The sequence below is a fragment of the Ideonella alba genome (assembly GCF_018069845.1).
GTDB lineage: Bacteria > Pseudomonadota > Gammaproteobacteria > Burkholderiales > Burkholderiaceae_C > Ideonella > Ideonella alba.
In genome coordinates, this window is the sequence record NZ_JAGQDD010000001.1 from 144,291 (window position 1) to 169,819 (window position 25,529).

At 72.7% G+C, this 25,529-nt stretch carries 26 protein-coding genes; 19 read left to right on the top strand and 7 right to left on the bottom strand.

What is annotated here, in order from left to right; genetic code table 11:
* Positions 1–6: 6 nt before the first annotated feature.
* From KAK03_RS00575 to KAK03_RS00590, 4 genes are read left to right on the top strand one after another with little or no spacing between them, the layout of a single operon-like run.
* On the top strand, positions 7–996 hold the full coding sequence (locus KAK03_RS00575) for a zinc-dependent alcohol dehydrogenase family protein (RefSeq protein ID WP_210851073.1): 990 nt from the start codon (positions 7–9) through the stop codon (positions 994–996).
* A gap of 21 nt (positions 997–1,017) precedes the next feature.
* Complete coding sequence (locus KAK03_RS00580) at positions 1,018–1,563, top strand: VOC family protein (protein ID WP_210851074.1); 546 nt, start codon at positions 1,018–1,020, stop codon at positions 1,561–1,563.
* 1 nt (position 1,564) lies between these two features.
* On the top strand, positions 1,565–3,169 hold the full coding sequence (locus tag KAK03_RS00585) for a bifunctional 3-(3-hydroxy-phenyl)propionate/3-hydroxycinnamic acid hydroxylase (protein WP_210851075.1): 1,605 nt from the start codon (positions 1,565–1,567) through the stop codon (positions 3,167–3,169).
* 56 nt (positions 3,170–3,225) lie between these two features.
* Positions 3,226–4,197: a tripartite tricarboxylate transporter substrate binding protein gene (locus tag KAK03_RS00590; protein WP_210851076.1), complete on the top strand. Its 972-nt coding sequence runs from the start codon at positions 3,226–3,228 to the stop codon at positions 4,195–4,197.
* A 9-nt stretch (positions 4,198–4,206) separates the two neighbouring features.
* Here the strand turns inward: KAK03_RS00590 and mnmE are convergent, their stop codons facing one another.
* Positions 4,207–5,589, bottom strand: coding sequence for a tRNA uridine-5-carboxymethylaminomethyl(34) synthesis GTPase MnmE (mnmE, locus tag KAK03_RS00595; RefSeq protein ID WP_210851077.1), 1,383 nt, complete (start codon positions 5,587–5,589; stop codon positions 4,207–4,209).
* Between the two features lie 163 nt (positions 5,590–5,752).
* Between mnmE and KAK03_RS00600 the strand changes: the two genes are divergently transcribed.
* Complete coding sequence (locus KAK03_RS00600) at positions 5,753–9,271, top strand: alpha-1,6-glucosidase domain-containing protein (protein WP_210851078.1); 3,519 nt, start codon at positions 5,753–5,755, stop codon at positions 9,269–9,271.
* On the opposite strand, the gene KAK03_RS00605 is transcribed toward KAK03_RS00600, so the two are convergent.
* The 4 genes from KAK03_RS00605 to KAK03_RS00620 form a co-directional block, all read right to left on the bottom strand.
* Positions 9,261–10,382 carry a PepSY-associated TM helix domain-containing protein gene (locus KAK03_RS00605; RefSeq protein ID WP_210851079.1) on the bottom strand — a complete coding sequence of 374 codons (1,122 nt, stop codon included), beginning with the start codon at positions 10,380–10,382 and terminating at the stop codon, positions 9,261–9,263. The genes KAK03_RS00600 and KAK03_RS00605 overlap by 11 nt on opposite strands.
* A gap of 4 nt (positions 10,383–10,386) precedes the next feature.
* Positions 10,387–12,384, bottom strand: a complete 1,998-nt coding sequence (locus KAK03_RS00610) for a TonB-dependent receptor (RefSeq protein WP_210851080.1) — start codon at positions 12,382–12,384, stop codon at positions 10,387–10,389.
* A 108-nt stretch (positions 12,385–12,492) separates the two neighbouring features.
* Positions 12,493–12,834, bottom strand: coding sequence for a hypothetical protein (locus tag KAK03_RS00615; protein ID WP_210851081.1), 342 nt, complete (start codon positions 12,832–12,834; stop codon positions 12,493–12,495).
* A 47-nt stretch (positions 12,835–12,881) separates the two neighbouring features.
* Positions 12,882–13,769 (bottom strand): 23S rRNA (adenine(2030)-N(6))-methyltransferase RlmJ, encoded by an 888-nt coding sequence (locus KAK03_RS00620; protein WP_210851082.1) that lies wholly within the window; start codon positions 13,767–13,769, stop codon positions 12,882–12,884.
* Positions 13,770–13,831: 62 nt separating this feature from the next.
* Here KAK03_RS00620 and KAK03_RS00625 point away from each other — a divergent pair, with 62 nt between their 5' ends.
* The gene (locus tag KAK03_RS00625) at positions 13,832–14,932 is read left to right on the top strand and encodes an alkene reductase (protein WP_210851083.1); all 1,101 of its coding nucleotides are present in this window, start codon (positions 13,832–13,834) and stop codon (positions 14,930–14,932) included.
* Here KAK03_RS00625 and KAK03_RS00630 read toward each other — a convergent pair whose 3' ends face one another.
* Both KAK03_RS00630 and KAK03_RS00635 read right to left on the bottom strand, forming a co-directional pair.
* A complete protein-coding gene (locus KAK03_RS00630) occupies positions 14,933–16,132 on the bottom strand; it encodes a choice-of-anchor X domain-containing protein (RefSeq protein WP_210851085.1) in 1,200 nt (399 codons plus the stop codon).
* Complete coding sequence (locus KAK03_RS00635) at positions 16,129–17,016, bottom strand: hypothetical protein (RefSeq protein ID WP_210851086.1); 888 nt, start codon at positions 17,014–17,016, stop codon at positions 16,129–16,131. Before KAK03_RS00635 ends, KAK03_RS00630 begins: the two co-directional genes overlap by 4 nt.
* A 108-nt stretch (positions 17,017–17,124) precedes the next feature.
* Here KAK03_RS00635 and KAK03_RS00640 point away from each other — a divergent pair, with 108 nt between their 5' ends.
* The 13 genes from KAK03_RS00640 (at position 17,125) to KAK03_RS00700 (ending at position 25,497) form a co-directional block, all read left to right on the top strand.
* On the top strand, positions 17,125–17,829 hold the full coding sequence (locus tag KAK03_RS00640) for a phosphatase PAP2 family protein (RefSeq protein WP_210851088.1): 705 nt from the start codon (positions 17,125–17,127) through the stop codon (positions 17,827–17,829).
* Positions 17,826–18,788: a glutathione synthase gene (gshB, locus tag KAK03_RS00645; RefSeq protein ID WP_210851089.1), complete on the top strand. Its 963-nt coding sequence runs from the start codon at positions 17,826–17,828 to the stop codon at positions 18,786–18,788. Before KAK03_RS00640 ends, gshB begins: the two co-directional genes overlap by 4 nt.
* Positions 18,773–19,135: a methylglyoxal synthase gene (locus tag KAK03_RS00650; protein ID WP_210851090.1), complete on the top strand. Its 363-nt coding sequence runs from the start codon at positions 18,773–18,775 to the stop codon at positions 19,133–19,135. The genes gshB and KAK03_RS00650 overlap by 16 nt, the downstream gene beginning before the upstream one ends.
* 100 nt (positions 19,136–19,235) lie before the next feature.
* Positions 19,236–19,475 (top strand): hypothetical protein, encoded by a 240-nt coding sequence (locus tag KAK03_RS00655; RefSeq protein ID WP_210851092.1) that lies wholly within the window; start codon positions 19,236–19,238, stop codon positions 19,473–19,475.
* Positions 19,476–19,562: 87 nt separating this feature from the next.
* Entirely contained in the window at positions 19,563–20,036 is a 474-nt protein-coding gene (locus KAK03_RS00660; protein WP_210851093.1) for a (2Fe-2S)-binding protein, read from the top strand.
* Positions 20,033–22,105 (top strand): xanthine dehydrogenase family protein molybdopterin-binding subunit, encoded by a 2,073-nt coding sequence (locus KAK03_RS00665; RefSeq protein ID WP_210851095.1) that lies wholly within the window; start codon positions 20,033–20,035, stop codon positions 22,103–22,105. Before KAK03_RS00660 ends, KAK03_RS00665 begins: the two co-directional genes overlap by 4 nt.
* Positions 22,102–23,022, top strand: coding sequence for a helix-turn-helix transcriptional regulator (locus KAK03_RS00670; RefSeq protein ID WP_210851097.1), 921 nt, complete (start codon positions 22,102–22,104; stop codon positions 23,020–23,022). Before KAK03_RS00665 ends, KAK03_RS00670 begins: the two co-directional genes overlap by 4 nt.
* 123 nt (positions 23,023–23,145) lie before the next feature.
* On the top strand, positions 23,146–23,385 hold the full coding sequence (locus KAK03_RS00675) for a hypothetical protein (RefSeq protein ID WP_210851098.1): 240 nt from the start codon (positions 23,146–23,148) through the stop codon (positions 23,383–23,385).
* Between the two features lie 8 nt (positions 23,386–23,393).
* Positions 23,394–24,185 carry an MbnB/TglH/ChrH family RiPP precursor modification enzyme gene (locus KAK03_RS00680; RefSeq protein ID WP_210851100.1) on the top strand — a complete coding sequence of 264 codons (792 nt, stop codon included), beginning with the start codon at positions 23,394–23,396 and terminating at the stop codon, positions 24,183–24,185.
* A complete protein-coding gene (locus KAK03_RS00685; protein ID WP_210851102.1) occupies positions 24,161–24,430 on the top strand; it encodes an HvfC/BufC N-terminal domain-containing protein in 270 nt (89 codons plus the stop codon). Before KAK03_RS00680 ends, KAK03_RS00685 begins: the two co-directional genes overlap by 25 nt.
* A 9-nt stretch (positions 24,431–24,439) precedes the next feature.
* Entirely contained in the window at positions 24,440–24,640 is a 201-nt protein-coding gene (locus tag KAK03_RS00690; protein ID WP_210851104.1) for a hypothetical protein, read from the top strand.
* A 120-nt stretch (positions 24,641–24,760) separates the two neighbouring features.
* Positions 24,761–25,000: a hypothetical protein gene (locus tag KAK03_RS00695; protein ID WP_210851106.1), complete on the top strand. Its 240-nt coding sequence runs from the start codon at positions 24,761–24,763 to the stop codon at positions 24,998–25,000.
* Between the two features lie 8 nt (positions 25,001–25,008).
* Positions 25,009–25,497 carry a DoxX family protein gene (locus KAK03_RS00700; RefSeq protein WP_210851108.1) on the top strand — a complete coding sequence of 163 codons (489 nt, stop codon included), beginning with the start codon at positions 25,009–25,011 and terminating at the stop codon, positions 25,495–25,497.
* Positions 25,498–25,529: the final 32 nt, after the last annotated feature.

Sequence of the window (25,529 nt, forward strand, 5' to 3'; positions counted from 1 at the left end):
GGCACGATGCGCGCCATCCGTGTGCACACCCCCGGCGGCCCCGAGGCGCTGGTGGTCGAGGAGCTGCCCACGCCCGTGCCGGCGCCCGGCGAGGTGCGCGTGCGCGCCGAGGTCATCGGCGTCGGGCGGCCCGACGTGCTGATCCGCCAGGGCACCTACAAGTGGATGCCGCCGCTGCCAGCGGTGCCCGGTGCGGAACTGGTGGGCGTGGTGGACGCGCTGGGCGACGGTGCGCCGCCCGATCTGCTGGGCCGGCGCGTGCTGGTCAGCGCGCGCGAACTGCCGCAGCGCGGCGGCTGCTATGCCGAGGCGGTCTGCGTGCCGGCCAGCGCACCCTTCCTGCTGCCCGACAGCATCGCGCCCGCCGACGCGGCCAGCCTGCCCAATGTGCAACTTGCGCTCGCCTTGCTGCAGTGCGCCGGCGGCGCGCCGGTGCGCAGCGTGCTGATCCCCGGCGCCGCCGGCGGCGTGGGCTCGGCGCTGACCCAGGTGGCGCGCGCCAAGGGCGCCCGCGTCTTCGGCACCGCGCGCGGCGAGGCCAAGCGCCGCTTCGCGCTGGACAACGGGGCCGAGGCCATCGTCGCCGCCGACCCGTCGGTGCTGGCCGACGATGTGCGCGCGCTGACCGACGGCCGCGGCGTCGACATGGCCTTCGACCACCTGGGCGGCGAGTGGCTCACCGCCGGCCTGCACGCGCTGGCGCCGATGGGCATGCTGGTGTCCTACAACCTGGTGCTGGGCTTTCCTGAGCGCGAGACGCTGAAGGAGATGCGCGCGCTGCTGGGCCGCAGCCTGGCACTGCGCACCTTCTCGATGCACACCTACGACGAGCTGCCCGTACAGCGCCGCGCCCTGCTGGAAGAGGCGATCGCGCTGATGGCCGCCGGGCGGGTGAAGGCTCCGCCGACCCTGGCGCTGCCGATGGCCGAGGTGCGCCAGGCCCATGCACTGCTCGACCGTGGCGACGTGCTCGGCAAGCTCGTCCTCGTTCCCTGACCCCGTTCCCCGGAGGCCCCGATGCCCTCGTCCTACGCACCCCGCCTCGCCCACATGGGCATCGCCTGCTTCGACATCGAGCGGATGATCGACTTCTACACCTCGGTGTTCGACCTGCAGCTCACCGACCGCGGCGTGGGCTTCACCTTTCCCTATCCGCTGGCCTTCATGAGCGCGCGCTCGGACCAGCACCACCAGGTGGCGCTGTCCCAGAACCGGCCCGCCGGCTCACCCAGCACGATCATGCAGGTCTCGTTCAAGGTCGACACCATCGACGCCCTGCGCGAGGCCCGCCGGCGCGCGCTGGACAAGGGCGCGACCGCGATGCGCGGCCTGAACCATGCCAACGCGCTGTCGATCTACTGCCTGGACCCCGAGGGCAACACGCTCGAGGTCTACCTCGACACGCCCTGGTACGTGACGCAGCCGCACGGCGACCCGCTGGACCTGGACCGTCCGGACGAAGAGATCTGGGCCGAGACCGAGCGCATCGCCAAGGCCGATCCCACTTTCATGCCGCAGGCCGAGTGGGCCGCGCGCTTCGAGGCCCGTCAGCGGCAGCTGTGAGGTGAAGTCCTTCGCTGCATCGCGGCACGCCGATGTGCTGGTCATCGGCCTGGGGCCCACTGGCGCCACGCTGGCCGGGCTGCTGGCCCGGCGCGGCCTGCGCGTGGCGGTGTTCGACCGCCTGCCCGACCTGTACCCGCTGCCGCGCGCGATCGGGCTGGACCACGAGGCGCTGCGCCTGTGGCAGTCGCTGGGCCTGGCCGAGACGCTGGCGCCGCACATCGCCCCCTACCGGCCCAGCGAGTACCGCGGCGTCAGCGGGCGACTGATCAAGCGGCTGGACATGGCGCCGCCCCCGCACAAGCTGGGCTGGGCGCCGAACTGGGTCTTCGACCAGCCGGCGGTGGAGCGGGTGCTACGCGAGCATCTGGCCGCCCAGGCGAACGTGCACATCGGCCTGGCGCACGAGGTGCTCACGCTGGACGACGAGGGCGGCGGTGTCACGGCCACGATGCGCGATGCCACCGGCCACACCAGCACCTGGACCGCGGCCTATGCAGTGGCCTGTGACGGTGGCGCCAGCCCGGTGCGCAAGCGGCTGGGCATCACGCTGGAAGACCTGCAGTTCGACGAGCCCTGGCTGGTGGTCGATGCCCATGTGCGGCCGGACAAGCTGGCCGAGCTGCCGCAAACCCAGGTGCAGTACTGCGAGCCCGAGCGACCCAGCACCTTTGTCGTCGGCCCGGGCACCCACCGCCGCTGGGAACTGATGCTGCTGCCCGGCGAGCCGCTGCACGAGCAGTGGCCCGAGGAGACGCTGTGGCCGCTGCTGGCCCGCTGGATCCGCCCGGGCGAGGCCACGCTGTGGCGCGCCGCGGCCTACCGCTTCCACGGCCTGGTCGCGCAGCGTTGGCGCGCCGGTCGCATCCTGCTGGCGGGCGACGCGGCGCACATGACGCCACCCTTCATGGCCCAGGGCATGGTGCAGGGCCTGCGCGACGCCGCCAACCTGGCCTGGAAGCTGGCGCGCGTGCTGCACCACGGTGCGCCGGACACGCTGCTCGACAGCTACGAGACCGAGCGCCGCCCGCATGTGGTCGCCACCACCCGCGCGGCGATGGCGCTGGGCCGCGTGATCTGCGAGCGTGACCCGGTGAAGGCGGCCGAGCGCGATGCCCGGCTGCTGGCCGAACACGGCGGCGCGGTGCCCACCACCGTGCGCCAGTCGATGCTGCCCGATCTGGTGGGCGGCCTGATCGCCACCGACAGCCCGGGCGCGGGCAGCCTGTTCCCGCAGCCGCGCGTGCGCACCTCGCCCGATGGCGGCTGGGGCTGGCTCGACGAGGTGGGCGGCGATGGCCTGCGCGTGCTGGCCGACGACCGTTCACTCACCGCTGCCGAGGCGGGCGCGCTGGAGGCGGCGCTGGCGCCGCTGCAGGGCCGGCTGCTGCGGCTGGTGGACGCCGACGTCGGCCCCACGCCCACCGGGCCCGGCCTGCGGGTGGCCGAGGAACACACGCTGCTGGCCGACTGGCTGCGCAGCCTGGGCGCGCGCTGCGCGCTGGTGCGGCCGGACCAGCAGGTCTACGCCACCGCTGCGGACGCCTCTGGCGCGCTGCGACACCTGGATCAGATCGCGGCCGCCATCGGGCCCCCTGAGCATTGAAGCCGGCCCACACCGGGCCCGGTACCTTGGACAACGAGCAACACGCAGGAGACACCATGCAACGCCGACAGTTCATCCTCCAGTCCCTGGCCGGCAGCGCGGCGCTCGCGGCGCCCTGGGCACGCGCGGCCGGCTGGCCCGAGCGGCCGATCCGTGTCGTGCAGGGCTTCGCGCCCGGCGGCAACGCCGACACGATCGCGCGCATCGTTGGTGCCGAGATGGCCAAGGGGCTGGGCCAGCCGCTGGTGGTCGAGGCGGTGGCGGGGGCGGGGGGCACGCTGGCCTCGGCGGCGGTGGCGCGGGCCGCGCCGGACGGCTACTCGCTGCTGCTGGCCACCGGTGGTCACGCGGTGGCCGGCGCGCTGTACGAGAAGCTGCCCTACCAGACGGTGGCCAGCTTCCAGATGGTGTCGACCATCACCTTCTTCCCGTTCCTGATCGTCACCCAGGCCGAGTCCAGGCTGCGCAACCTGACCGAGCTGCTCGACGCGGCCCGGGCCAAGCCCGAGAGCGTGGCCTACGGCAGCGCGGGCGTGGGCTCGACTCACCACCTGGCTGGCGAGTTGCTGTCGCGCCTGTCGGGGGCCCGGCTGCTGCACATCCCCTACAAGGGCGACGCGGCCGCGGTCACCGGTCTGCTCGCGGGCGACCTGCCCATGGTCATCGCCCCGCCCACTGCCGTGCTGGGCCACCTCAAGTCCGGCAAGCTGCGGGCGCTGGCGGTCACCGGCGCACAGCGCTGGCCCGGCATGCCCGAAGTGCCCACCGTGGCCGAGCAGGGCGTGGCCGGCTACGACGTCCGCTCCTGGGCCGGCTGGATGCTGCCCACCGGCACGCCCGCCGCGGTGGTCGAGCGCCTGCAGGCCGAAACCCACCGGGCGCTGCAACTGCCCACGGTCAGTCAGCGCCTGGCGGAGATGGGCGGCGAAGCCCGCGGCAGCACGCCGCAGGAAATGACCGCGATGGTCGCGGCCGAGCTGCAGAAGTGGACCCAGGTGGTCAGCGAGGCGAAGATCGCGCGCTTGTGAGCGGGCGGCTCACTTGCCGATGCAGAACCGGCTGAAGATCTCGCCCAGCAGATCATCCGCGCTGAAGCGCCCGGTGATCTGCTGCAGCGCCTGGTGCGCCAGCCGCAGCTCTTCAGCGAACAGGTCCAGTTGCGCATCGGCCTGCGCCGCGTGCTCGGTGGCCAGCGCCAGGTGTTCGGCGCATTGGCGCAGCGCCTGCACGTGGCGGGTGCGGGCGATGAACACGCCTTCGGGTGCGGCCTGCCAGCCGGCGCGTTCCAGCAGCGCGCGGCGCAGCGTCTCCAGGCCGGCGCCGGTCTTGGCGCTGATGAACAGGCCCTCGCGGTCGCCGGCCTCGGCGCGGTCGGCCTTGTTGTAGACCTGCAGCAGGCGCGCCGGGTCCACGTGCTGCAGGCGCTGGCTGATCTGCGCGTCGGCGGCCTGGTAGTCGGGCTCGTCCAGGCGGGTCAGGTCGTGCAGGAAGACCACGGCGTCGGCGCCCTCGATCGATTCCCAGCTGCGCGCCATGCCGATGCGCTCCACCTCGTCGCTGGCGGCGCTGTCGTCGCGCAGGCCGGCGGTGTCGGTGATGTGCAGCGGCACGCCCTCGATCTGGATGGTCTCGCTGACGCGGTCGCGGGTGGTGCCGGCGATGGGGGTGACGATGGCCAGCTCGGCGCCGGCCAGGGCGTTCAACAGCGAGCTCTTGCCCACATTCGGTTGGCCGGCCAGCACCACGCGCAGGCCCTCGCGCAGCAGCGCGCCCTGGCGCGCCTGACCCAGCACGCGCTGCACGGCGGTAGCGATGGTCGCCAGCTGGCCGCGGGCGTCGGCCTTCTCGAGGAAGTCGATCTCCTCCTCGGGGAAGTCCAGCGTGGCCTCCACCAGCATGCGCAGCCGCACGATGCGCTCGGCCAGACCGTCCACCTCGTGTGAGAACGCGCCGCCCAGCGAGCGGCTGGCGCTGCGCGCGGCGGCCTCGGTGCTGGCGTCGATCAGGTCGGCCACGGCCTCGGCCTGGGCCAGGTCGAGCTTGTCGTTGAGGAAGGCGCGCTGCGTGAACTCGCCCGGCTCGGCCACGCGCAGGCCGAGGCTGGCACCGGCTTCCAGACAGCGCGCCAGCAGCAGCTGCAGCACCACCGGGCCACCGTGGGCCTGCAGTTCCAGCACGTCCTCGCCGGTGTAGCTGTGCGGCGCCGGGAAGTGCAGCGCCAGGCCGTGGTCGATCGCGCTGCCGTCGGCTGCGCGCAGCGGGCCGTAGTGCGCGTGGCGGGGCTTCAGCGGCGTGCCGACCAGAGCGTCGATCAGCGGCCGCAGGTCGCGCCCCGAGGCGCGCACGATGCCCACCGCGCCGCGGCCGGGGGCGGTGGCAATGGCCACGATCGGGTCGTGCAGGCGGGCGAGATCGCTCATGGCGCGATTGTCCAGCCAGCTCGCATCTGTAGTTTGAGTACATACAAACCACGATGACCCCTCAAATACCCCTGTAGTGACATCGATTTCACCGGGAAACTACGCACTTAACGAAGTAGTTTTACTTCAATACGATCGCGCCGGAGAATACGAGGAGACGCAGATGGCAACCTGGACGGGTGCGTTGGGACGGTGGCTGCGGCAGGGGCTGCTGCTGGTGCTGATGGGCATGGGGCTGAGCGGCTGCGGGGGCTCGGATGACCGGCTCTCGCTGTCGGATGCCAATGCCGCCGACGAACAGGCGGTGCTCTCCGCCGTGCCGGTCACGCGCCGCAGTGCCACATCGGCCACGGCGGCCACCACGTTGCGCATCCACTACCGCCGCAACAACGCCGACTACGACGGCTGGCAGGTGCACAGCTGGGGCGCCGCGCAGGACCCGGGCTGGAACAACGGCTGGAACGCCAGCGGCAGCGACGACTTCGGCGCCGTCTACGACATCCCGCTGAACGCCGACACCGGCAATGTCGGCTACCTGTTCCACAAGGGCGACTGGAAGGACCATGGCGGTGCCGACCAGGGCTACACGCTGGTGCAGGGCCGCGCCAACGAGATCTGGCGCCTGGAGGGCGACGGCACCACCTACCTGAGCAACCCGCTCAACTCGGGCCCGCCCGACATCAGCACGGTGCGCGTGCACTACCAGCGCTACGCCGGCGACTACGCCGCCTGGGGCCTGCACCTGTGGAACGGCAGCGGCCTGGACACCGCGCGCCTGGCGGGCCTGCCGATCGAGGACTGGAATGCGCCGCTCGCCTTCGACCGCATGCCCGGCTACAGCGCCGGCAGCGGCGAGGTGGTGTTCGATCTGCCCGTGCTCAACCCCAAGGACGATGCCAACCGGCGCGGCGTGGAGTTCATCATCCACGGCATGCCGCCCAACCAGAACGACAAGGACGGGCGCTCGAACAACATCCGTGTCGACTACGCGGCGCTGACCATCGCCGGCCAGGTAGGCCATGTCTGGCTGGTGGAGCAGGACGCCACCGTCTACGTCACCCGGCCCGACACCCGCTCGGTCTCCAGCACCGATGCGCGTGCGGTGTGGCTGAACCGCCAGCTGATCCAGTGGCCGCGCGTGCAGGCCACCGGCCAGGTCCGGCTGTACCACTCGATGAACGGCCAGATCAGCGTGGCGCTGGACCAGCCGGTCAGCGGGGCCGACGGCTACCTGGCGCTGGACGCCTTCACCGGCCAGGTGCCCACTGACGCCGCCACCCGCTTCAAGTGGGTGGGCAAGGGCGCGGTCTTCAGCGTGCGCGACGCCGACCTGCGCCGCCTGCCGCGCCTGCACACCGCCCAGCTGGTGCTGGTGCAGGAGAACGACGCCGGCCAGGTGCAGAACGCCACCACGCTGCAGGTGGCCGGTGCGCTGGACGACCTGTACGCGGCCGCCGAGGGCGTGACCGACCTGGGTGCCCAGGTCAGTGGCGGCCGCACCACCTTCAAGCTGTGGGCGCCCACCGCGCAGAAGGTGGCGCTGTTCCGCTACCCCGACGGCAACGGCCCGGCCAGCAGCGCCGAGGACATGCAGTTCGACCCGGCCACCGGCATCTGGCAGCTCAGCCGCGACGGCGACCTCTCCGGCACCTACTACCGCTTCGGCGTGAAGGTCTTCGTGCGCGGCGTGGGCGTGGTGCGCAACCTGGTGACCGATCCCTACTCGCTGGGCCTGTCGGCCAACAGCCGGCGCAGCCTGGTGGCGAGCCTGGACGCCCATGCGCTCAAGCCCACCGGCTGGGACGCCAGCGCGCCGCCCGACCGCGTGGCGGCGGCGCCGGACATGTCGATCTATGAACTCCATGTGCGCGACTTCTCGGCCAACGATGCCAGCGTGCCCGCGGCGCACCGCGGCACCTACCTGGCCTTCACCCACCCGCGTGCCGACGGCGTGAAGCACCTGCAGGCGCTGGCCCAGGCCGGCCTGACCGACGTGCACCTGCTGCCCAGTTTCGACATCGCCAGCGTGCCCGAGCGCGGCTGCGTCACGCCCAGCCCGTCGGGCGCGCCGGACTCGGCCGACCAGCAGGCCGCGGTGGCGGCCACCGCCGGTCAGGACTGCTTCAACTGGGGCTACGACCCCTGGCACTTCACCACGCCCGACGGCGCCTACGCCACGCGGGTGTCCGACGGCGCGGCGCGCATCGTCGAGTTCCGCCGCATGGTGCAGGCGCTCAACGGCCTGGGTTTGCGGGTGGGCATGGACGTGGTCTACAACCACACCTCGGCCTCGGGCCAGAACGAGCGCTCGGTGCTGGACCGCGTGGTGCCCGGCTACTACCACCGGCTGGGCGCCAGCGGCGACATCGAGCGCTCCAGCTGCTGCGAGAACACCGCCACCGAGAACCGCATGATGGGCAAGCTGATGATCGACTCGGTCGTCACCTGGGCCCGCGACTACCACGTCAGCAGCTTCCGCTTCGACCTGATGGGCCACCAGCCACGCAGCGTGATGGTGGCGCTGAAGGAGCGACTGCGCACCACCGTCGGCCGCGAGGTGCAGCTGATCGGCGAGGGCTGGAACTTCGGCGAGGTGGCCAACGGCGCGCGCTTCGTGCAGGCCGAGATGTTGTCGATGAACGGCACCGGCATCGGCACCTTCAACCCGATGCTGCGCGACGCGCTGCGTGGCGGCGGCTGCTGCGACAGCGGCAGCGCGCTGATCGCCAACCAGGGCTATGTCAACGGCCTGTGGTTCGACCCGAACGACCAGGGCGGCGGCCGCTCGCGCAACGACCTGATGTGGCTGGGCGACGTGATCAAGGCCGGCCTGGCCGGCTCGATCCGCAGCTACACGCTGACCACCCACTGGGACGCCACGCTGCCGCTGGAGCAGATCAACGTGGGCGGCCTGCCGGCCGGCTACGTGACCGACCCGTCGGAGGTGGTGAACTACTTTGAGAACCACGACAACCAGACCTTCTTCGACATCAACGCCTACCGCCTGCCGCTGGCCACCTCGCGCGAGGACCGCGCCCGCGTGCAGATGCTGGGCGCCGCGCTGAACACCTTCGCCCAGGGCGTGGCCTACTTCCACGCCGGCGTGGACACGCTGCGCAGCAAGTCGATGGACCGCAACAGCTACGACTCGGGCGACTGGTTCAACCGCCTGGACTGGACCTACGCCGACAACAACTTCGGCGTCGGCCTGCCGCCGCAGCGCGACAACGGCAATGAGTGGGGCATGATCCAGCCGCGCCTGGCCAACCCGCTGATCAAGCCCACCGGCAACGAGATCGCCTGGACGCGCGACGTCTTCCGCGACCTGCTGCGCATCCGCGCCAGCTCCACGCTGCTGCGCCTGCGCAGCGCGGACGACATCAAGGCCCGGCTGCGCTTCGTCAACACCGGTTCGGCCCAGGTGCCCACGGTGCTGGCCGCGGTGCTCGATGGCGAGGGCTACGCGGGGGCCAACTTCCGCCGCCTGGCCTACGCCGTCAACGTGGGCAAGGAGACGCAGTCCTTCAGCGCCGACGCGCTCAAGGCCAGCGGCTGGCAGCTGCACCCGGTGCACCGCTCGCCGCAGGCGGCCGATGCGCGCGCCAGGCAGGCCACGCTGGACGGCGCCACCGGCACGCTCAGCGTGCCGGCGCGCACCGCGGTGGTCTTCGTCATCGAGTGACCGGCCGGCGGGCGGCATGGCGGTCGCGCCAGCGCCGCCAGCCGCTCCAGGCCAGCCAGGGCCAGACCCCGCCGCACAGCAGCACCACCCAGCGGCCCACCAGGCCGAAGGCCTCGCCGTTGTGCAGCGGGTGCATCCAGGCCAGCAGCGCGTCGCCGGCGGGTTGGTCAAGCGCGTCGCGTGCGGCCAGCACGGCGCCGCTCCAGGCGTCGATGCGCACAAAGCTCTTGGGGAAGCGCTCGCTGGGCTCGCCGGGCTGCTGCAGCCGCACGCGGAAGCTGCCCTCGGGCCCGTCCGGCGTGTCCACCCAGCGTGCCTGAGCCTGCGGGAAGTGCGCCTGTGCGGCGGCCAAGGCCTGGTCCAGCGTGATCATCGTCCCCGGTCGGGGCACCGAGTGGGCCATGGCCAGGGGCATCGGCGGACTGACGCGACCGATCAGCGGTTCGATCCAGCTCGGCCAGGCCAGCACCGTGCCGGTCAGCGCCAGCACCAGCATCACCGGCGCGCTGTACAGGCCCGCCAGGCGGTGCCGGTCCCAGGTGCGGCGCTGGCGCACCGCGCCGGGTTTGCAGCGCCAGGCCTGCCGCCACTGGTGCGGCGTGGCTGGCCACCACAGGCGCAGGCCGGCGCCGGTCATGAACAGGCCCACCAGGCCCATGCCGCCCACCAGGCACAGGCCGGTGCCGCCCAGCAGCAGCGTGTAGTGCAGGTCGTAGAGCCAGGTCATCACGCTGTCGCCCCAGAAGCGGCGTGCCAGCACCGTGTGCTCGCGCGGGTGCAGGTGCAGTACCAGCGGGCGGAAGTGAGCCCCCTGGCTCTCGGCGGGCTGCAGGTAGCGCGCGTGGACGATGCCGCAACCCTGCTCTGGCAGCTCGATGCGCCAGGGGCCGGCGCGCTGGGGCTCGGCCGCACGCAGCGCATCGAGTACCGGCTGCCAGCGCTGCACGCAGCCGTCGCCCGGCGTCCAGCGCAGCGCCGGGTTCAGCGCGGCGTCCAGGGCCGGGTAGAAGACCAGCAGGCTGCCGGTCAGGCCCAGCAGGGCCAGCCAGGCGCCCAGCGCCAGGCCGACCGCACCATGCCAGAGTCGCCAGCGTGCGCGTGGGGTGCGCATGGCCTCAGAAGTGGCTCTGCAGCGACAGCGCCAGCGAGCGGCCTGCGCCGGGCGCGTGCAGGCTTTGCGTGCCGTCGAACCAGACGTATTCGCTGTAGCGGTCGGCCAGGTTCTTCAGCTCGGCTGACAGCGTCCACTGCGGCGCCACCTGCCAGCGCGCCGCCAGGTTCAGCAGCGCGTAGGCGCCGAAGCGGCCGGCGCTGTTGGCGCGGTTGAGCTCGTAGCTGGACTGGCCTTGCAGCCAGGCCGAGAGCTGCAGCGTGTCGGCGGCCTGCCAGTCGGCGCCGGCGCTGTAGAGCCAGCGCGGCACGTGGTCCAGCTCGTTGCCGGCCACCGCGCCCGAGCTGCTGTCGGGCGTGACGATGATGGCCTGCTGGCGCGACAGGCCCAGCCAGCCCTCCACGCGCGCCGCCAGCGCGCCGCGCAGTTGCAGGTCCACACCGCGGCGGCGCGTCGCGCCGATGTTCTCGCTGTCGTTGCTGGGGTCGTTGAGCTTGCGCATCACCTCGTTGGTGGCGGTCTGCTGCCACAGCGCCAGGCGGCCATTGACGGCCGGCAGCGCGAACTTCCAGCCGGCCTCCCAGCCGGTGTTGATCGACGGTGCGAGATCATCGACGCGGCTGATCTTGAACATCGCCGCGCCCACGCCCACCTGAAAGCTGCGGCCCCAGTTGGCGTACAGACTGTGACCGGCCAATGGCGTCCACACCGCGCTCAGCTTGGGCTGACTGATCGTGCCGTAGTCGTTGATCAGGTAGTCCTTGCCGGTCAGCTGGTTGCTGAAGCCACCGGCCAGCCGGTCCACGCGCAGCGCCGGCACCAGGCGCAGCGTCGGCGTGGGCTCGACCAGCGCCTGCAGGTACAGACCGCGGGTGCGTTGGGTCCAGGCCTGGTCGCGCGTGGTGGACTGGCGCGCGCGCTCACGGGTGAGGTAGCGCAGGCTGGCGTCGTCCTGCAGCTCGATGTCGCCACCGGCCTCCAGCTGCAGCCGGTGCAGGCCGCTGATCGCCGGCGACCAGCGCAGGCTGGCGCGCAGGCCGTGATGGGTTTCCTGCGTGTCGCGCTCCTGTTGCGATACGGCGGCCGAGAAGGTCACGAAGCGCGCGTCGTCGAACTCGTTGCGCCAGGCCAGCAACTGCCAGTCGAGGCCGGCCGCGGGCTGGCCGTCGGCGCGCAGCGAGAACTGCCGCAGCGTGCGCGTGCCGCCATCGGTGGCCACGTGGGCGGGTGACTGCTCAGGGTCCTGCCGCGACTGCGCCAGCGTCAGGTAGCCGGGCTCCTGGGCATCGGCCTCGTGCTGGCGCGCGGTGACGCCGATGCGCCAGTCGCGGCCTTCGGGCTGGTAGAACAGCTGGCCGGCCACCACCTGGCGCTGGCTGGCCGAGTGATCGCGCTGGCCCTGACCGGCACGCCAGCCGACGAACAGCTGGCTGCGCCAGTCGCCGCTGTCGCGGCCCCAGGCGATCTGCACATCGCGCTGGCCCAGCGTGTCCGCGCCGATGCGGTGGCTCAGGTAGTTGCCGCCGGGGCGGGTGTCGATCTCCACATGGCCGGCAATCTGGTGCTGGCCAAAGCGCGGGTCGTTGGTGCCGCGCACGGTGGTCAGGCGGCCGATCTCCAGCGGCCAGATGGCGTCGATCCACGGCATGTTGCCGTCGTTGCTGTTGCTGGGGATGCCATCGATCAGCAGCTTGACCGCGTTGACCTCGCCCTCGCCATTGAAGCCGCGCATCGACAGCTTGCCGGAGGTGGTGCCCTGGTTGAACTCGGTGAGCTGGATACCGGGCACGCGGCGCATCAGCCCCCAGGTCTCCAGCACGCTGGCGTCCTGCAGGCGGTCGCCGCCGACCACGTCGACCGAGGTCAGCACGGTGCGCGCGTCGCTGCGCGCGCCGCTGATGTCAATGCGGCCCAGTTCGAAGACGGTGTCGGCGGCGTGGGCGGTGGGGCTGAGGCTGGCCAGCGCCAGGGCCAGCGGGGTGAACAGGTGTCGGGGTGTCATGGGCGGGTGTGTTTGGGTTGGGGCGCGCACGCGCGCCGCCGCGGCGCCTCGGGCGCTGCGCGGGTGGGGATCAGGCGGGGAGGGCCGGCGCTGCGCGCCGGCAACGGCTCAGGCGCGCGGCGGCGCGCGCGCACGGGCCGGCGAGTGCCGGGCCGGCAGGTGCGCCACCCTGGCGGGTGGCTGGGGCTGGGCTGCGCCCGGCGCGCTGGCTGCTTGCCAGCGCGGATCGACAAAAGGCGTCAGGGCCCAGGCGTGGCCCAGGCAGGCGGGGCAGTGGCCCGCGCTCGGGCGATGCTCGGTCCCGGGCTGGCCCTGTCCGGCATGGCAGACCGCGCCGAAGAAGGGATCGGCCTGCGCCGCCAGCACCGGCCCCCAGCCCACGCGCAGCAGACCCACCAGCAGCGCCAGCAGCAGCAGGCGCAGAGTGGTCAGGCGGTGGGTGGTGCTCATGGCGGCGCGGATTCTAGGCAGTGCGCCGCCGCCGAAACTGATACTTGTCAGCCCGGCAGTTCCTCGATCAGGTAGCTGGCGCCGTCGTACTGCGCCAGCTGCTCGGTCAGCCAGGGCATCAGCTCGGCCAGCTGCTGGTGCAGGGTGTAGGGCGGGTTGAGGATGAACACGCCGCTGCCGGCCAGGCCGAAGCCCTGCTGGTCGGGCTGGGCCACGGTCAGGCGCACATGCAGCCAGCCCTTGGGCGCCACGCCGGTCAGGCGCTTGGGCAGCTGCACCGCCTCGACGCGGCTGACCTGCGGGTACCAGACCATGTACACGCCCTCGGCAAAGCGCTGCACGGCCTCGCGCAGGCTGGCCACGACGCGGCTGTAGTCGCCCACGGTCTCGTAGCTGGGGTCCATCAGCACCACGGCGCGGCGCGGCGTGGGCGGCAGCTCCTTCTTCAGCGCGGCAAAGCCGTCTTCCTGCATCACCCGGCTGCGCTTCTCGCCGCCGAAGTGGGCGGCCAGCGTGCGCGCGTCGGCCGGGTGCAGCTCATACAGGTGCAGCTTGTCGAAGGGGGTGAGCAGCAGGCTGGCCAGGCTGGGCGAGCCGGGGTAGAGCGCCAGCGGCGGCGTCATGCCCTTTTCCAGCTCGGGCAGGCGGCCATCCTCGGCGGGCGGCAGGTTGAAGCGCTGCACCAGCTGCACATAGTCGGCCACCGCCGGCGGCAGGTCGGCACGGCTCCACAGGCGGCCGATGCCTTCGCGGTACTCGGTCTTCTTCTGCGCCACCGCGCCCTTGAGCTGGTAGCCGCCGGCACCGGCATGGGTGTCGATGTAGCGGAAGGGCTTGTCCTTGCCCACCATGTAGCGCAGCACCTGGACCAGCACCAGGTGCTTGAGCACGTCGGCGTGGTTGCCGGCGTGGAAGGCGTGGCGGTAGGCGAGCATGGCTGGGGACTTTCGACAAGGGTCAACACGACACTGTAGCCGCCCGGCTAAGCTCGCGGCCCATGGAATCCCTCTTCACCCCCTTGCAGGTCGGCGACATCGCGCTGGCCAACCGCGTCGTGATGGCGCCCCTCACCCGCAACCGCGCCCCCGGCCAGGTGCCCACCGCGCTGATGGCCGAGTACTACCGCCAGCGCGCCAACCCCGCCACCGGCGCCGGCCTGATCATCACCGAGGCCACGCCGATCGCCCCGATGGCGCATGGCTACCTGGACACCCCGGGCCTGCACACGGCCGAGCAGGTGGCGGCCTGGCAGGCCGTGACCGCCGCGGTGCACGCCGAGGGCGGGCGCATCGTCACCCAGCTGTGGCATGTGGGCCGGATCTCGCACACCTCGCTGCTGCCCGGCGGTGCGGCGCCGCAGTCGTCCACCGCCCGCGCGGCCAAAAGCAAGACCTACATCGCCGGCGGCTTCGCGCCGGTGTCCGAACCGCGCGCGCTGGCCACCGACGAACTGCCCGGCATCGTCGAGCAGTACCGCCAGGCGGCGCTGAACGCGATGGAGGCCGGCTTCGACGGCGTCGAGATCCACGCCGCCAATGGCTACCTGCTGGAACAGTTCCTGAAGGACTCGGCCAATGACCGCACCGACGCCTACGGCGGCTCGATCAGCAACCGCTGCCGCCTGACGCTGGAGGTGGCGCGCGCGATCACCGGCGCGATCGGCGGCGGCCGCACCGGCATCCGCCTCTCGCCCATCACCCCGGCCAACGACATCGGCCAGGACAGCGACCCGCAGGCGCTCTACACCCACCTGGTGGCGCAGCTGGCACCGCTGGGCCTGGCCTATATCCACGTGGTGGAAGGCGCCACCGGCGGCCCGCGCGACCTGAGCGACCAGGGCGTGCCGCCCTTCGACTATGCGGCGCTGAAGGCGCTGTTCCCGGGCCGCTGGATGGTCAACAACGGCTACACCCGCGAGATGGCGCTGGCCGCCACGGCCAGCGGCGCCGCCGACCTGGTGGCCTTTGGCAAGGCCTTCATCGCCAACCCCGACCTGGGCCGGCGCCTGCGCGAGGACGCGCCCTGGAATGCGCTGGACATGAAGACGCTGTACGGCGGCGGCGCGGCCGGCTACACCGACTACCCGGCACTCGCCTGATCACGGCCCGGGCAACGCGCGCCGGGCCCGGTCCACATCGCGCTGCAACTCGTCCAGGTAGCGCTGGCGCTCTTCGCTCTGCCATTCGGCCTCGGAGAAGCGCGTCAGCGGGTAGACGCGGCTGGTGTGCACCGTGCCGGCCAGGCGCGGCAGCATCGCCCGGTCGGGGTGGCGGTCGGGGTACAGCAGAAAGCCTTCCACGTCGCGCAGGCGCAGCGGAAAGGCCGGCCGGCCGTCGCGCAGCAGCTTGCCGAAGGCCACCAGCCGGGCCTGCTGCGCGCCGCTGCCCAGCTCGTCATTGAACTGCAGCAGCGCAAAGGGCTGGCCCTGGGCGTCGTCCAGCCGCGCGCTGATCACGTAACGGCCCGGCTGCGCCACCTGCAGCCCCAGCAGGAAGACCAGCGAGCCGTCCTGCACCGCCTCGCGCACGCCGGCCCACTGCGCCGGCACCTGCGGCGCGTAGACCAGCTCGAAGGCGAACTCGCCGCGCCGGCCGTCCTGGTTCAGCTCGAGCAGCAGGCGCAGCGTGCCGGCGTAGTCGGCAAAGCCCTGCGCCGCCGGCGCCACGCGGGCGCTCCAGACACCGTCGCCGGCCTGCAGGTCCGCCCCCTGGCCGTCGTCGCTGAAGGGCAGGGCGACCGGCGGCCGGCCGCTGGCGGCGCGTGGGTCCGGCGCATCGATCAGCACCGAGCGGGTGATCAGCAGCGGCAGGCGCCGGCCCTGCTCATCGACCGCGGCGATGCTGACCGCCACCGTCTCCTGGCCGCTGACGAAGACCCGCTCCTGCGTGGTCTGCAGCCGCACGCCGGCCACCGGCGCGCTGCCACGCTGGCGCAGCGGGTAGTCGGCCGTGATCAGCGCGAAGGGACGGACCTGGTCGGGGTGCTCGGCGATCGGCCGGGCCTCGTGGGGGTAGCGGGTGGCGCTGCGGTAGCTGGCCAGCGCGCGCTCGGCGCGCTGCAGTCGCTCCCGGGCCAGCGACTGGGCCTCGTCGCGGCGGGCGCGGGCAGTGGCGCCGAAGTCAAAGGCCCCTGCGGACCCTGGCGCGGCGCGCGGCAGCGCGGCGTCTGCGCCGGCCCCGGATGCCGTGCTGGCGGCTGCCGCCAGCACCACGCCTTGCGCCGCGTCCGGCGCGGCACGCCACCACCACGCGCCGGCCAGCGCCAGCGCGGCCAGCGCTGCCCAGTGCAGCCGTCTCACTGGGCGTTGGTCACCATTTCGGCGCGCATCGTGGTGATCGCGCCGCCCCAGTTGCCATTGGGCCCGTGGTCGTACTTCTCCTTGTCGTCACGGAAACGCACCGAGTGGTAGCTCCACTTGGTGCTGCCGCCCTGGTTGGCGGCGGTGCCCAGCGTCAGGTCGTCGCAGAACCAGTCGGCCGGGTTGCACAGCGACCGGCCCGACGACCCCGCCGCGCCGCCGGCCGAGTGGTAGGCCACCGCGCCATCGTCCTGGCCCGGCAGCAGGCCCGAGTAGAAGGCGCCGCCCGCGCCGGTGAACAGGTAGAACCACAGGCCGCGGGTGCTGTTGTGGTTGTACAGCGCACGGGCGGTGGTGGTGCGCAGGTCGGACACCAGCGGCTCGCTCACGGCCCACTCGCCCAGGTCGGCCAGCTCGCTGCCGCCGGCCGCGCCTGCGGCCACGTCGACGAACTTGATGTTCCAGCCGGTCTGGGTGCTGCCGTCGGTGTTGCCGCAGACGCCGCCGCCATCGGGCGCCGCGTTCTTCCTGAAGCGCGTGCTGCCGCCGTACAGCGCCAGCGTGTAGCCGATCTGCAGGTTGCCGGCGCTGTGGGCGGCGATGTAGCACCAGTTGGGGCCGGTGCAGTAGCAGTCCAGCGCATTGCGCACGTGCACGTTCTGGTCGGCGATGTGGCTGGTGCCATCCCAGTTGACCGAGCGCTTGTTGACGCCGCCGGCGGTGCTGGCCGGCCCCCAGTACGTGAAGTCCAGGTGGTTGCCGACCTGGCCGCCGCCGCCGCGGCCGTTGACCCACAGCGAGTAGTTGGTGGCCAGTGCCGCGGCACCGGCCAGCAGGATCAGCGCCGCCACCGCGCCGCGCCAGGTGTTCTTGATCAGGCCCATCGTGCGCTCCCCCGGCGCCCGCCCGGCGCCGCGGTGGCGACTGTGCGCCGCCGCGCCGCGGTGGTCCAAGCGGGGATACCCCAGGGCAGCGCTGCGACAATCGTCGCCATGCCCCGTGACACCCTCCGCCCCCTGTGGCAGCAGGACCTGCTGGTCGCTGTGCTGGCCCTGCTCGCCCTGATCGCCTGGGACGCCAGCGGCGCCGACCTGTGGGCCGTGCGCCAGGTCGGCAGCGCCGAGGGCTTTGCCTGGCGCGAGCACTGGCTGACCAGCCAGGTGCTGCACCAGGGCGGCCGCGCGGCCGGCTGGGCGGTGTTTGTCGTGCTGCTGATCGGCATCTGGAAGCCGCTGCCCTTCGCCCGGCCGCTGCCGCGCGCGGCGCGGGTGTGGTGGGTGGGGGCCACGCTGGCGGCGGTGGCGCTGATCCCGCTGCTCAAGGCGCGCAGCCTGAGCAGTTGCCCCTGGGACCTGGCCGAGTTCGGCGGCAGCGCGCAGTACGTGTCGCACTGGCTGCGTGGCGTGGCCGACGGCGGGCCGGGCCGCTGCTTCCCCTCGGGCCATGCGTCGGCGGCTTTCGCGTTCCTCAGCGGCTGGTTCGCGCTGCGGGTGCATGCGCCGCGCGCGGCGCGCTGGTGGCTGCTGGGCGTGTTGCTGGCCGGGCTGCTGTTCGGCGGTGCGCAGATGCTGCGCGGCGCCCACTACCCCAGCCACACCGCCTGGACCGGCTGGATCTGCTTTGTGCTGTGCGCCGGACTCAGCCAATTCGTGCCGGCGCTGCGCGCGCGGCCAAACGGCGGCACACTGGCGGCATGAAGCTGCTCTTCGTTGCCGACCCGCTTGCCACCTTCAAGACCCACAAGGACTCGACCTTCGCGATGATGCGCGAGGCCGCCCGCCGCGGCCACGAGCTCCTCGCCTGCGAGCCCGCCCAGTTGCACTGGCGCCAGGGTGGCCGCGTGTCGGCGCGGCTGCTGCGCCTGACGCTGACCGGCCGCAGCGGCTACGGCGTGGACGACTGGTACACCGCCGAGGCCCTGGGCGAGACCGCGCTGGCCGATGTGGATGCGGTGGTGATGCGCAAGGACCCGCCCTTCGACAGCGAGTATTTCTACGCCACCCACCTGCTGGGCCGCGCCGAGGCCGAGGGCGCGCGCGTTTTCAACAGCCCGCGCGCGCTGCGCGACCACCCCGAGAAGCTGGCCATCCTCGAGTTCCCCGAGTTCATCGCGCCCACCCTGGTCACGCGCAGCGCCGACGACGTGCGCGCCTTCCACGCCGAGCAGCGCGACATCATCCTCAAGCCGCTGGACGGCATGGGTGGCATGGGCATCTTCCGCGTGCGCGACGACGGCCTGAACCTGGGCGCCATCCTGGAGAGCCTGAACCGCGACGGCGCCGAGACCATCATGGTCCAGCGCTACCTGCCCGAGATCGCCGACGGCGACAAGCGCATCCTGGTGATCGACGGCCAGCCCGTGCCCTTCTGCCTGGCCCGCATCCCGCAGGGTGGCGAGGTGCGCGGCAACCTGGCCGCCGGTGGCAAGGGCGTGGCGCGGCCGATCAGCGCGCGCGACCGCGAGATCGCCGAGGCCATCGGCCCGGTGCTGGCCGCGCGCGGCCTGCTGCTGGTGGGCCTGGACGTGATTGGCAGTTGCCTCACCGAGATCAACGTCACCAGCCCCACCTGCTTCCAGGAGATCACCGACCAGACCGGGCATGACGTGGCCGCCCAGTTCATCACCGCGCTGGAGGCCGCATGCGCATCGCGCTGATCGCCCACGACCGCATGAAGGACCGCATGGTGGCGCTGGCGCGCGAGTTCGCGCCGATGCTGCGCCAGCACCAGCTGATGGGCACCGGCACCACCGGCGGCCGGCTGATCGACGAGGTCGGCCTGGACGTGGAACGCCTGCTCAGCGGCCCGCTGGGCGGCGACCTGCAGATCGGCGCGCGCCTGTCGGTGGGCGAGGTCGACGCGGTGGTCTTCCTGCGCGACCCGATGACGCCGCAGCCGCACGAGCCCGACATCAACGCGCTGGTGCGGGCCTGTGATGTGCACGATGTGCCTTGCGCCACCAATGTCAGCAGCGCCCGGCTGCTGCTGCGCGCGCTGGGCTGACATTTTTTTCGCGCCGGCCTGAAAGGTTGGGCGGTCCTGGGCCGACTGAAGTCGTGTGCACGATCCATTGCACCTCTTCAACCCAACCCAAGGACCCACCATGAACCTCCGTCACGCCGCCCTGATCGCCGCCGCCCTGATCGCCCAGTCCGCCGCCCACGCCGCGCCGGGCAAGGACAGTTCCTGCGGTGCCGGCTCCTGCGGCAAGAAGACCGCCACCGCGCCGAAGAACGCCGCCTCGGACGCTGCCTGCAGCAAGAAGGACGGCGGCTGCAGCAAGAAGGACGGTGGCAAGGAGTCGTCGTGCGCCAAGAAGGATGGCGGTTGCTCGAAGAAGTGAGCGCAGCGCCGCCCTGGCGCGTTGGTTCAAGACAGGCCCGCGCGGGCGCCACAGACTCCGGTCCTCCCTGGATGACCGGAGTCGCTCATGTTCCTCAGCATCAATGGCCAGCGGCACGCCGTGCCGGACGGCTGGCAGGATGACACGCTGCTGATGGTGTTGCGCGAGGCCCTCGGCCTCGTCGGCCCGAAACTGGGTTGCGGCCAGGGCCAGTGCGGCGCCTGCACCGTGCTGGTCGATGGCCAGCCGCAGCGCAGCTGCCTGCTGCCGGTGTCGGCGGTGCTGCAGCGGCCGATCACCACCCTCGAAGGCCTGGCCGGACCCGACGGCCGTCTGCACCCGGTGCAGCAGGCCTGGCTGGACGAAGCCGTGCCGCAGTGCGGCTACTGCCAGGCCGGCCAGATCATGGCCACGGTGGCGCTGCTCGACGCCACGCCGCAGCCCACGCCGCAGCAGGTCGAGGCTGCGCTGGCGCCGCAGCTGTGCCGCTGCGGCACCCAGCCCCGCATCCGCCGCGCGGTGCAGCGCGCGGTGCAGCTGCGCCAGGAGGCCGCGCGGTGAGGCGCCGCAGCTTGCTGGCGGCCGGCGCGGCCGGCGTGACCGTCTGGCTGGGCGCCTGCGCGCTGCCGGTGATCCCGCGGCGCCCCGCGCCCGACGCCGAGGCGGCGCTGGGCTGGGTGCGCTTCGACGGCACGCGTTACCGGCTGTGGCTGCCGCGCGCCGAGATGGGCCAGCAGATCGACACCGCACTGACCCAGATCGCCTGCGAGGAGCTGGGCATCGAGCTGGCGCTGCTGGACGTGGTGCTGCCCTCCACCGCCGACATCCCGCGGGTGCGCGCCACCGTGGGCAGCGAGTCGGTGCAGGCCTTTGCGTTGCCGCTGGCCCAGGCCTGCGCCACGTTGCGTGATGCGCTGGCGCGCGGCCAGCGCCAGGGCACGCTGGTGGCCGAGCCGCGGCCGGCCTCGCAACTGCGGGCGTGGCGGCCGGGTGGGCGCTGGGTGGGCGCCTCGCCGCCGTCGGCCGCGCATGCGGCGCTGGTGCGCGGCGCGCCGCTGTTCACGGCCGACGTGCGCCGACCGGGCATGCTCTACGGCCGGGTGCTGCGGGCAGCGGCCTCGCCCGACCTGGCCTCGCGCGTGCTGGCGCTGGACGAGGCCGCGGCCCGCGCCGTGCCGGGCTTCGTGGCGCTGGTGCGCGATGCGCGCCTGGTGCAGGGCCGCAGCCTGGGCCTGGGCGTGCTGGCGCGCACGCCGGGCGCGCTGGACCGCATCGAGGCCGCGCTGGCGTTGCGCTGGCAGGTCGACGGCGACCTGGGCCCGGCGCCGCTGGCGCAGCAGCTGGACATCGACACCCACCTGGCCGCTGGCGCGCTGCCGCACCGGCTGCGCGACGATGGCCCCGGCGAGCCCGGGGGCCGCTGGGACGTGGACCTGCGGCTGGACCTGCCCGCCGCGCCGCACAACGCGATCGAGCCGCGCTGCGCCGTGGCCCAGGTCCGCGCCGATGGCGGCCTGGACCTGTGGGCTGGCACCCAGGACGCGTTCTATGTGCGCGACGTGGTGGCCCACCACACCGGCCTGGCCGCGGACCAGGTGGTGCTGCACGCCCAGCGCATCGGCGGCGGCTTTGGCGGGCGCACGATCTGCACCGTCGAGCTGGAGGCGGCGCTGCTGGCGCTGTCGGCCGAGGCCGCCGGCGCGCCGGTCAAGCTCCAATGGACCCGCGCGCAGGAGCTGCGCCAGGGCTTTCACCGGCCGCCGTCGAGCCACCGCATCCGTACCCGGCTGGACGGCGGCCGCCTGGTGGCCTGGTGGCATGCCTTCGCGACCACGCCGATCCTGCTGACCAATGCGGCCTTGCCGGCCTGGCTGAACCCGCTCACCCGGCTGGTGGGCGACGCCGGCGCGGCCCGCGGCGCGCTGCCGCCCTACCGTGTGCCCTGGCAGCGTGTCGAACACACGCTGGTGCGCTTGCCGCTGTACACCGGGCCGTGGCGCGGGCTGGGGGCCGGGCCCAACGCGCTGGCGATCGAGTCGGCCATCGATGCCTGTGCCCGCGCCGCTGGCCGCGACGCACTGGCCTTCCGGCTCGATCATGTGGACGACCCGCGCCTGCGCCGCGTGCTGCTGCGCGTGGCCGAGGCCGCCGGCTGGTCGCGGCCGCGGCCCGCCGGCACCGGCCGCGGCCTGGCCTGCGGCGTCTACAAGGGCGCGGCCTATGTCGCCACCGTGGCCGAGGTGGCTGCGGTGGATGGCCGCTGGCGCGTCACGCGGCTGGTTTGCGCGGTCGATGTGGGCCGCATCATCCACCCCGGTGCCGTGCGGGCCCAGTGCGAAGGCAACCTGGTCTGGGGCCTGGGCATGGTCTTGACCGACCAGTTGCCGCTGGATGCGCACGGCGTGGCGGCCACCGGCTTCGACGGCGCACCGATCCCGCGCCTGCCCGAGGTGCCACCGATCGAGGTGCTGCTGGTCGACGAGGGCGACCCGCCCGGCGGTGCCGGCGAGACCGCGATCGTCGGCGCCGCAGCGGCCGTGGGCAACGCCCTGCAGGATGCCAGCGGCCGCCGGCCCACGCAGCTGCCGCTGGCGGCCGACCTGCGCATCGCGGCATCATCGACCCCATGAAGGACTTCGCCGCCGCCGCGATGCTGCGCCTGGTGGCGCTGGGACTGCGCCGGGAAGGCCTGGTCGGCGGGCCGCTGCCCGGCGCGTCGGCGGCGCTGGTGCCGCTGCAGGACAAGCGCCAGCAGCTGGCGCAGCTGATGCAGGCCCATGGCCCCGACCTGCTGCTGCGCCTGGGCCTGGCGGTGCAGGACGCGGCCGACGAGCCCACGCTGCGCGCGCTGACCCAGGCGCGCAGCGCCCCCGACCTGATCGAGCGCTGGCAGCGGCTGGAGCGCTATGTGCACTCGCGCCACCGCGTGCTCCTGCTGGCGGGCCAGGCCGGCGGCTGCACGCTGCGCCATGTCTCCTTGCACGCCGGCGAGGCCCCCCACGCCGCCGAGGACCTGCTGGTGCTGGGCCTGCTGGTCGGGCTGCTGCGGCGCCTGGGCACCCCGGCGCTGCGCGCGCGCCTGGCGGGCGAGGCCGACTGGCGTTACCAGCAGGATGGCTGGCGCGCGGCACCGATGCCCGCGGCCACGCACACCTGGGAGCTGGCCTGGCGGGCGAGCGCCGACGTTGCGGCGCCGGGCAGCGAGCCGGACCTCGCGGCCACCGTGGCGGCGGCACGGCAGCAGCTGGCGGCCGATGTCGCGGCGCCGTGGACCCTGCCGCGCCTGGCCGAGGCCCTGCAGCTGAGACCACGCACCTTGCAGCGCCGGCTCACCGACGCGGGCAGCACCTTCTCGCAGCTCTGGACCGAGGTGCGCCTGGCGCAGTCGGCGCGCCTGCTGCTCGACACCCGGGAGCCGACCGCGCAGATCGGCTACCTGTGCGGCTTCGCCGACCAGGCCCACTTCACGCGCAGCTTCAAGCGCAGCACCGCCATGACCCCGGCGGTCTACCGCGCGCAGTTCGCCGGCGCTGCGCTGGCGCAGTAACGGCAGCACGCAGCGCGCATCGAAAAAAAGTTCAAGAAGGCTGTCAGGTTTCGGCGGCTGGCTCGACAGACAGGATGTGCACACCGTGTGCATCACTTCTGAAACCCACCAAGGAAACCGACCATGAACCTCCGTCACGCCGCCCTGATCGCCGCCGCCCTGATCGCCCAGTCCGCCGCCCACGCCGCGCCGGGCAAGGACAGCTCGTGTGGTGCCGGCTCCTGCGGCAAGAAGACCGCCACCGCGCCGAAGAACGCGGCCTCGGACGCCGCCTGCAGCAAGAAGGACGGCGGCTGCAGCAAGAAGGATGGCGGCAAGGAGTCGTCGTGCTCGAAGAAGGACGGCGGCTGCTCGAAGAAGTGAGACCCGCGATGAACACGCCAGCGGTGGGTGTGGGCTATCGGCGCGAGATGGCCACGTGGGATCTGGCGGCGCTGCCCGCCGACTTCCACGAGGTCGTCCCCGAGAACTGGCTGCGCCGCGACCGCGCTCCGCTGCACGCGATGCGTGCGCTGGGCCGGCCGGTGTGGCTGCACGGGGTCACGCTGAACCTGGGCGGCACCGCGCCGCTGAACGTGGCGATGCTGCGCGAGGTGGCGTTGCTGATGGATGAGCTGGGCGCCACCTGGTACTCCGACCACCTGGCCGCCAGCGGCGACGCCCACCAGCTGCACGACCTGTTCCCGCTGCCGCACACCCAGACCGAGCTGATCCGGGTGTCCGACCGCATCCGCCAGGCGCAGGACATCCTGGGCCGGCGCATGGCGATCGAGAACCCCACCTGGTATGCCAACATCGGTGACATCCCCGAGCCCGATTTCCTGGCCGGCGTGGCCGACCGGGCCGACTGCGCGGTGCTGCTGGACCTGAACAACATCGAGGTCAACCGCAAGAACCACGGCAGCCCGCCGCTGGACGCCTTCCTGGCCCGCCTGTCGCCCGATCGCATCGCCTACCTGCATGTGGCCGGCCACGAATGGGACGAGCGCTTCGGCCTGCATGTGGACACGCATGCGCGCTCGGCGTCTGAGGAGGTGCGCGCCCAGGCGCGTGCGCTGTCGGCCGCGCACGGCTGGCCGGTGCTGCTGGAATGGGACCATGACCTGCCGGAGCTCGCCGGCCTGGCCGAGGAGCTCGCATGTCTGCGTTCTTCGACTATGTGAGAGGCCGCAGCGACACGCTGCCCGACGGCTACGACGAGCGCGGCATGCGCCTGTACCGCCACCTGGTGTGGCTGGGCGCCAGCCAGACCATCGAGGCCCACCACCCCGAGCTGCGCGAGCAGCTGGGCGAAGAGGCCTGGCGCGGGCTGATCGAGGCCTGGGTGCGTGAGTCCACCTGGGACTCGCCCTTCGTCAACGACCTGGCCGAAGACTTCGTCGCCTTCCTGGCCCGCACCACCGCCTGAGCGGCTGCGATGAACTGCCGCGATGCTGCTGGGGTGCTGTACGGCGGGCCGCGCGTCGGCGGGGACCGGTACCGCCGGCTGCAGGCACGCACGCACCGCTGGCTGTGCGCCGACTGCCGCCGCCTGGCCCGCGACGACGCCCGCCTGGACCGCCTGCTGGCGCAGTGGCGCGCGCAGGCCTGGACGGCCGACGACAGCGCGCCGCGTTGAGCGGCGAGAAAAAAGTGGGATCCAGCTGTCAGGTTTCGACGGCGGGCCCGACCAAAGAACATGCACACCACGTGCATGACCAACCCAACCCACCCGACCCCACCTCATAAGGACACCACCATGAACCTCCGTCACGCCGCCCTGCTCGCCGCCGCCCTGATCGCCCAGTCCGCCGCCCATGCCGCGCCGGGCAAGGACAGCTCCTGCGGTGCCGGCTCCTGCGGCAAGAAGACCGCCACCGCGCCCAAGAACGCGGCCTCGGACGCCGCCTGCAGCAAGAAGGATGGCGGCTGCAGCAAGAAGGACGGCGGCAAGGAGTCGTCGTGCTCGAAGAAGGACGGCGGCTGCTCGAAGAAGTGAGGCCCGGCATGAACGCGCTCACACTCCCCACCTGGGCCGCGCGCACGCACGGCTCGATCACCCAGGCGATCGACGGCCTGGGCCTGCTGGCCCTGCGGCTGTGGCTGGCGCAGGAGTTCGGCCTGGCTGGCTGGACCAAGCTGAGCCATGGGCTGACCGCGCCCGAGTGGTTCGCCGGCCTGGCCTTTCCCGGCCCGCTGGGCTGGCTCTCGCCCGACATGAACTGGCTGATGGCCGGTCTGACCGAAGTGCTTGGAGCCGCCCTGCTGGTGCTGGGCTGGCCGGTGCGGCTGGCGGCGCTGGCGCTGCTCTTCGTCGATGTGATCGCCGTCTGGACGGTGCACTTCGACCTGGGCTGGGCGGGCTGGAACCAGATCGAGACCGACGCCGGCCAGGGCTTCAAGCTGCCGCTGATGATGGGCGTGATGCTGCTGGCCGTGCTGAGCCAGGGCGCTGGCCGCTGGGCCTGGCGCGGCCTGCCACTGAAGCAAGCTTGACCCACCTCAAGACTTCAATCGTGGGGGGTGGG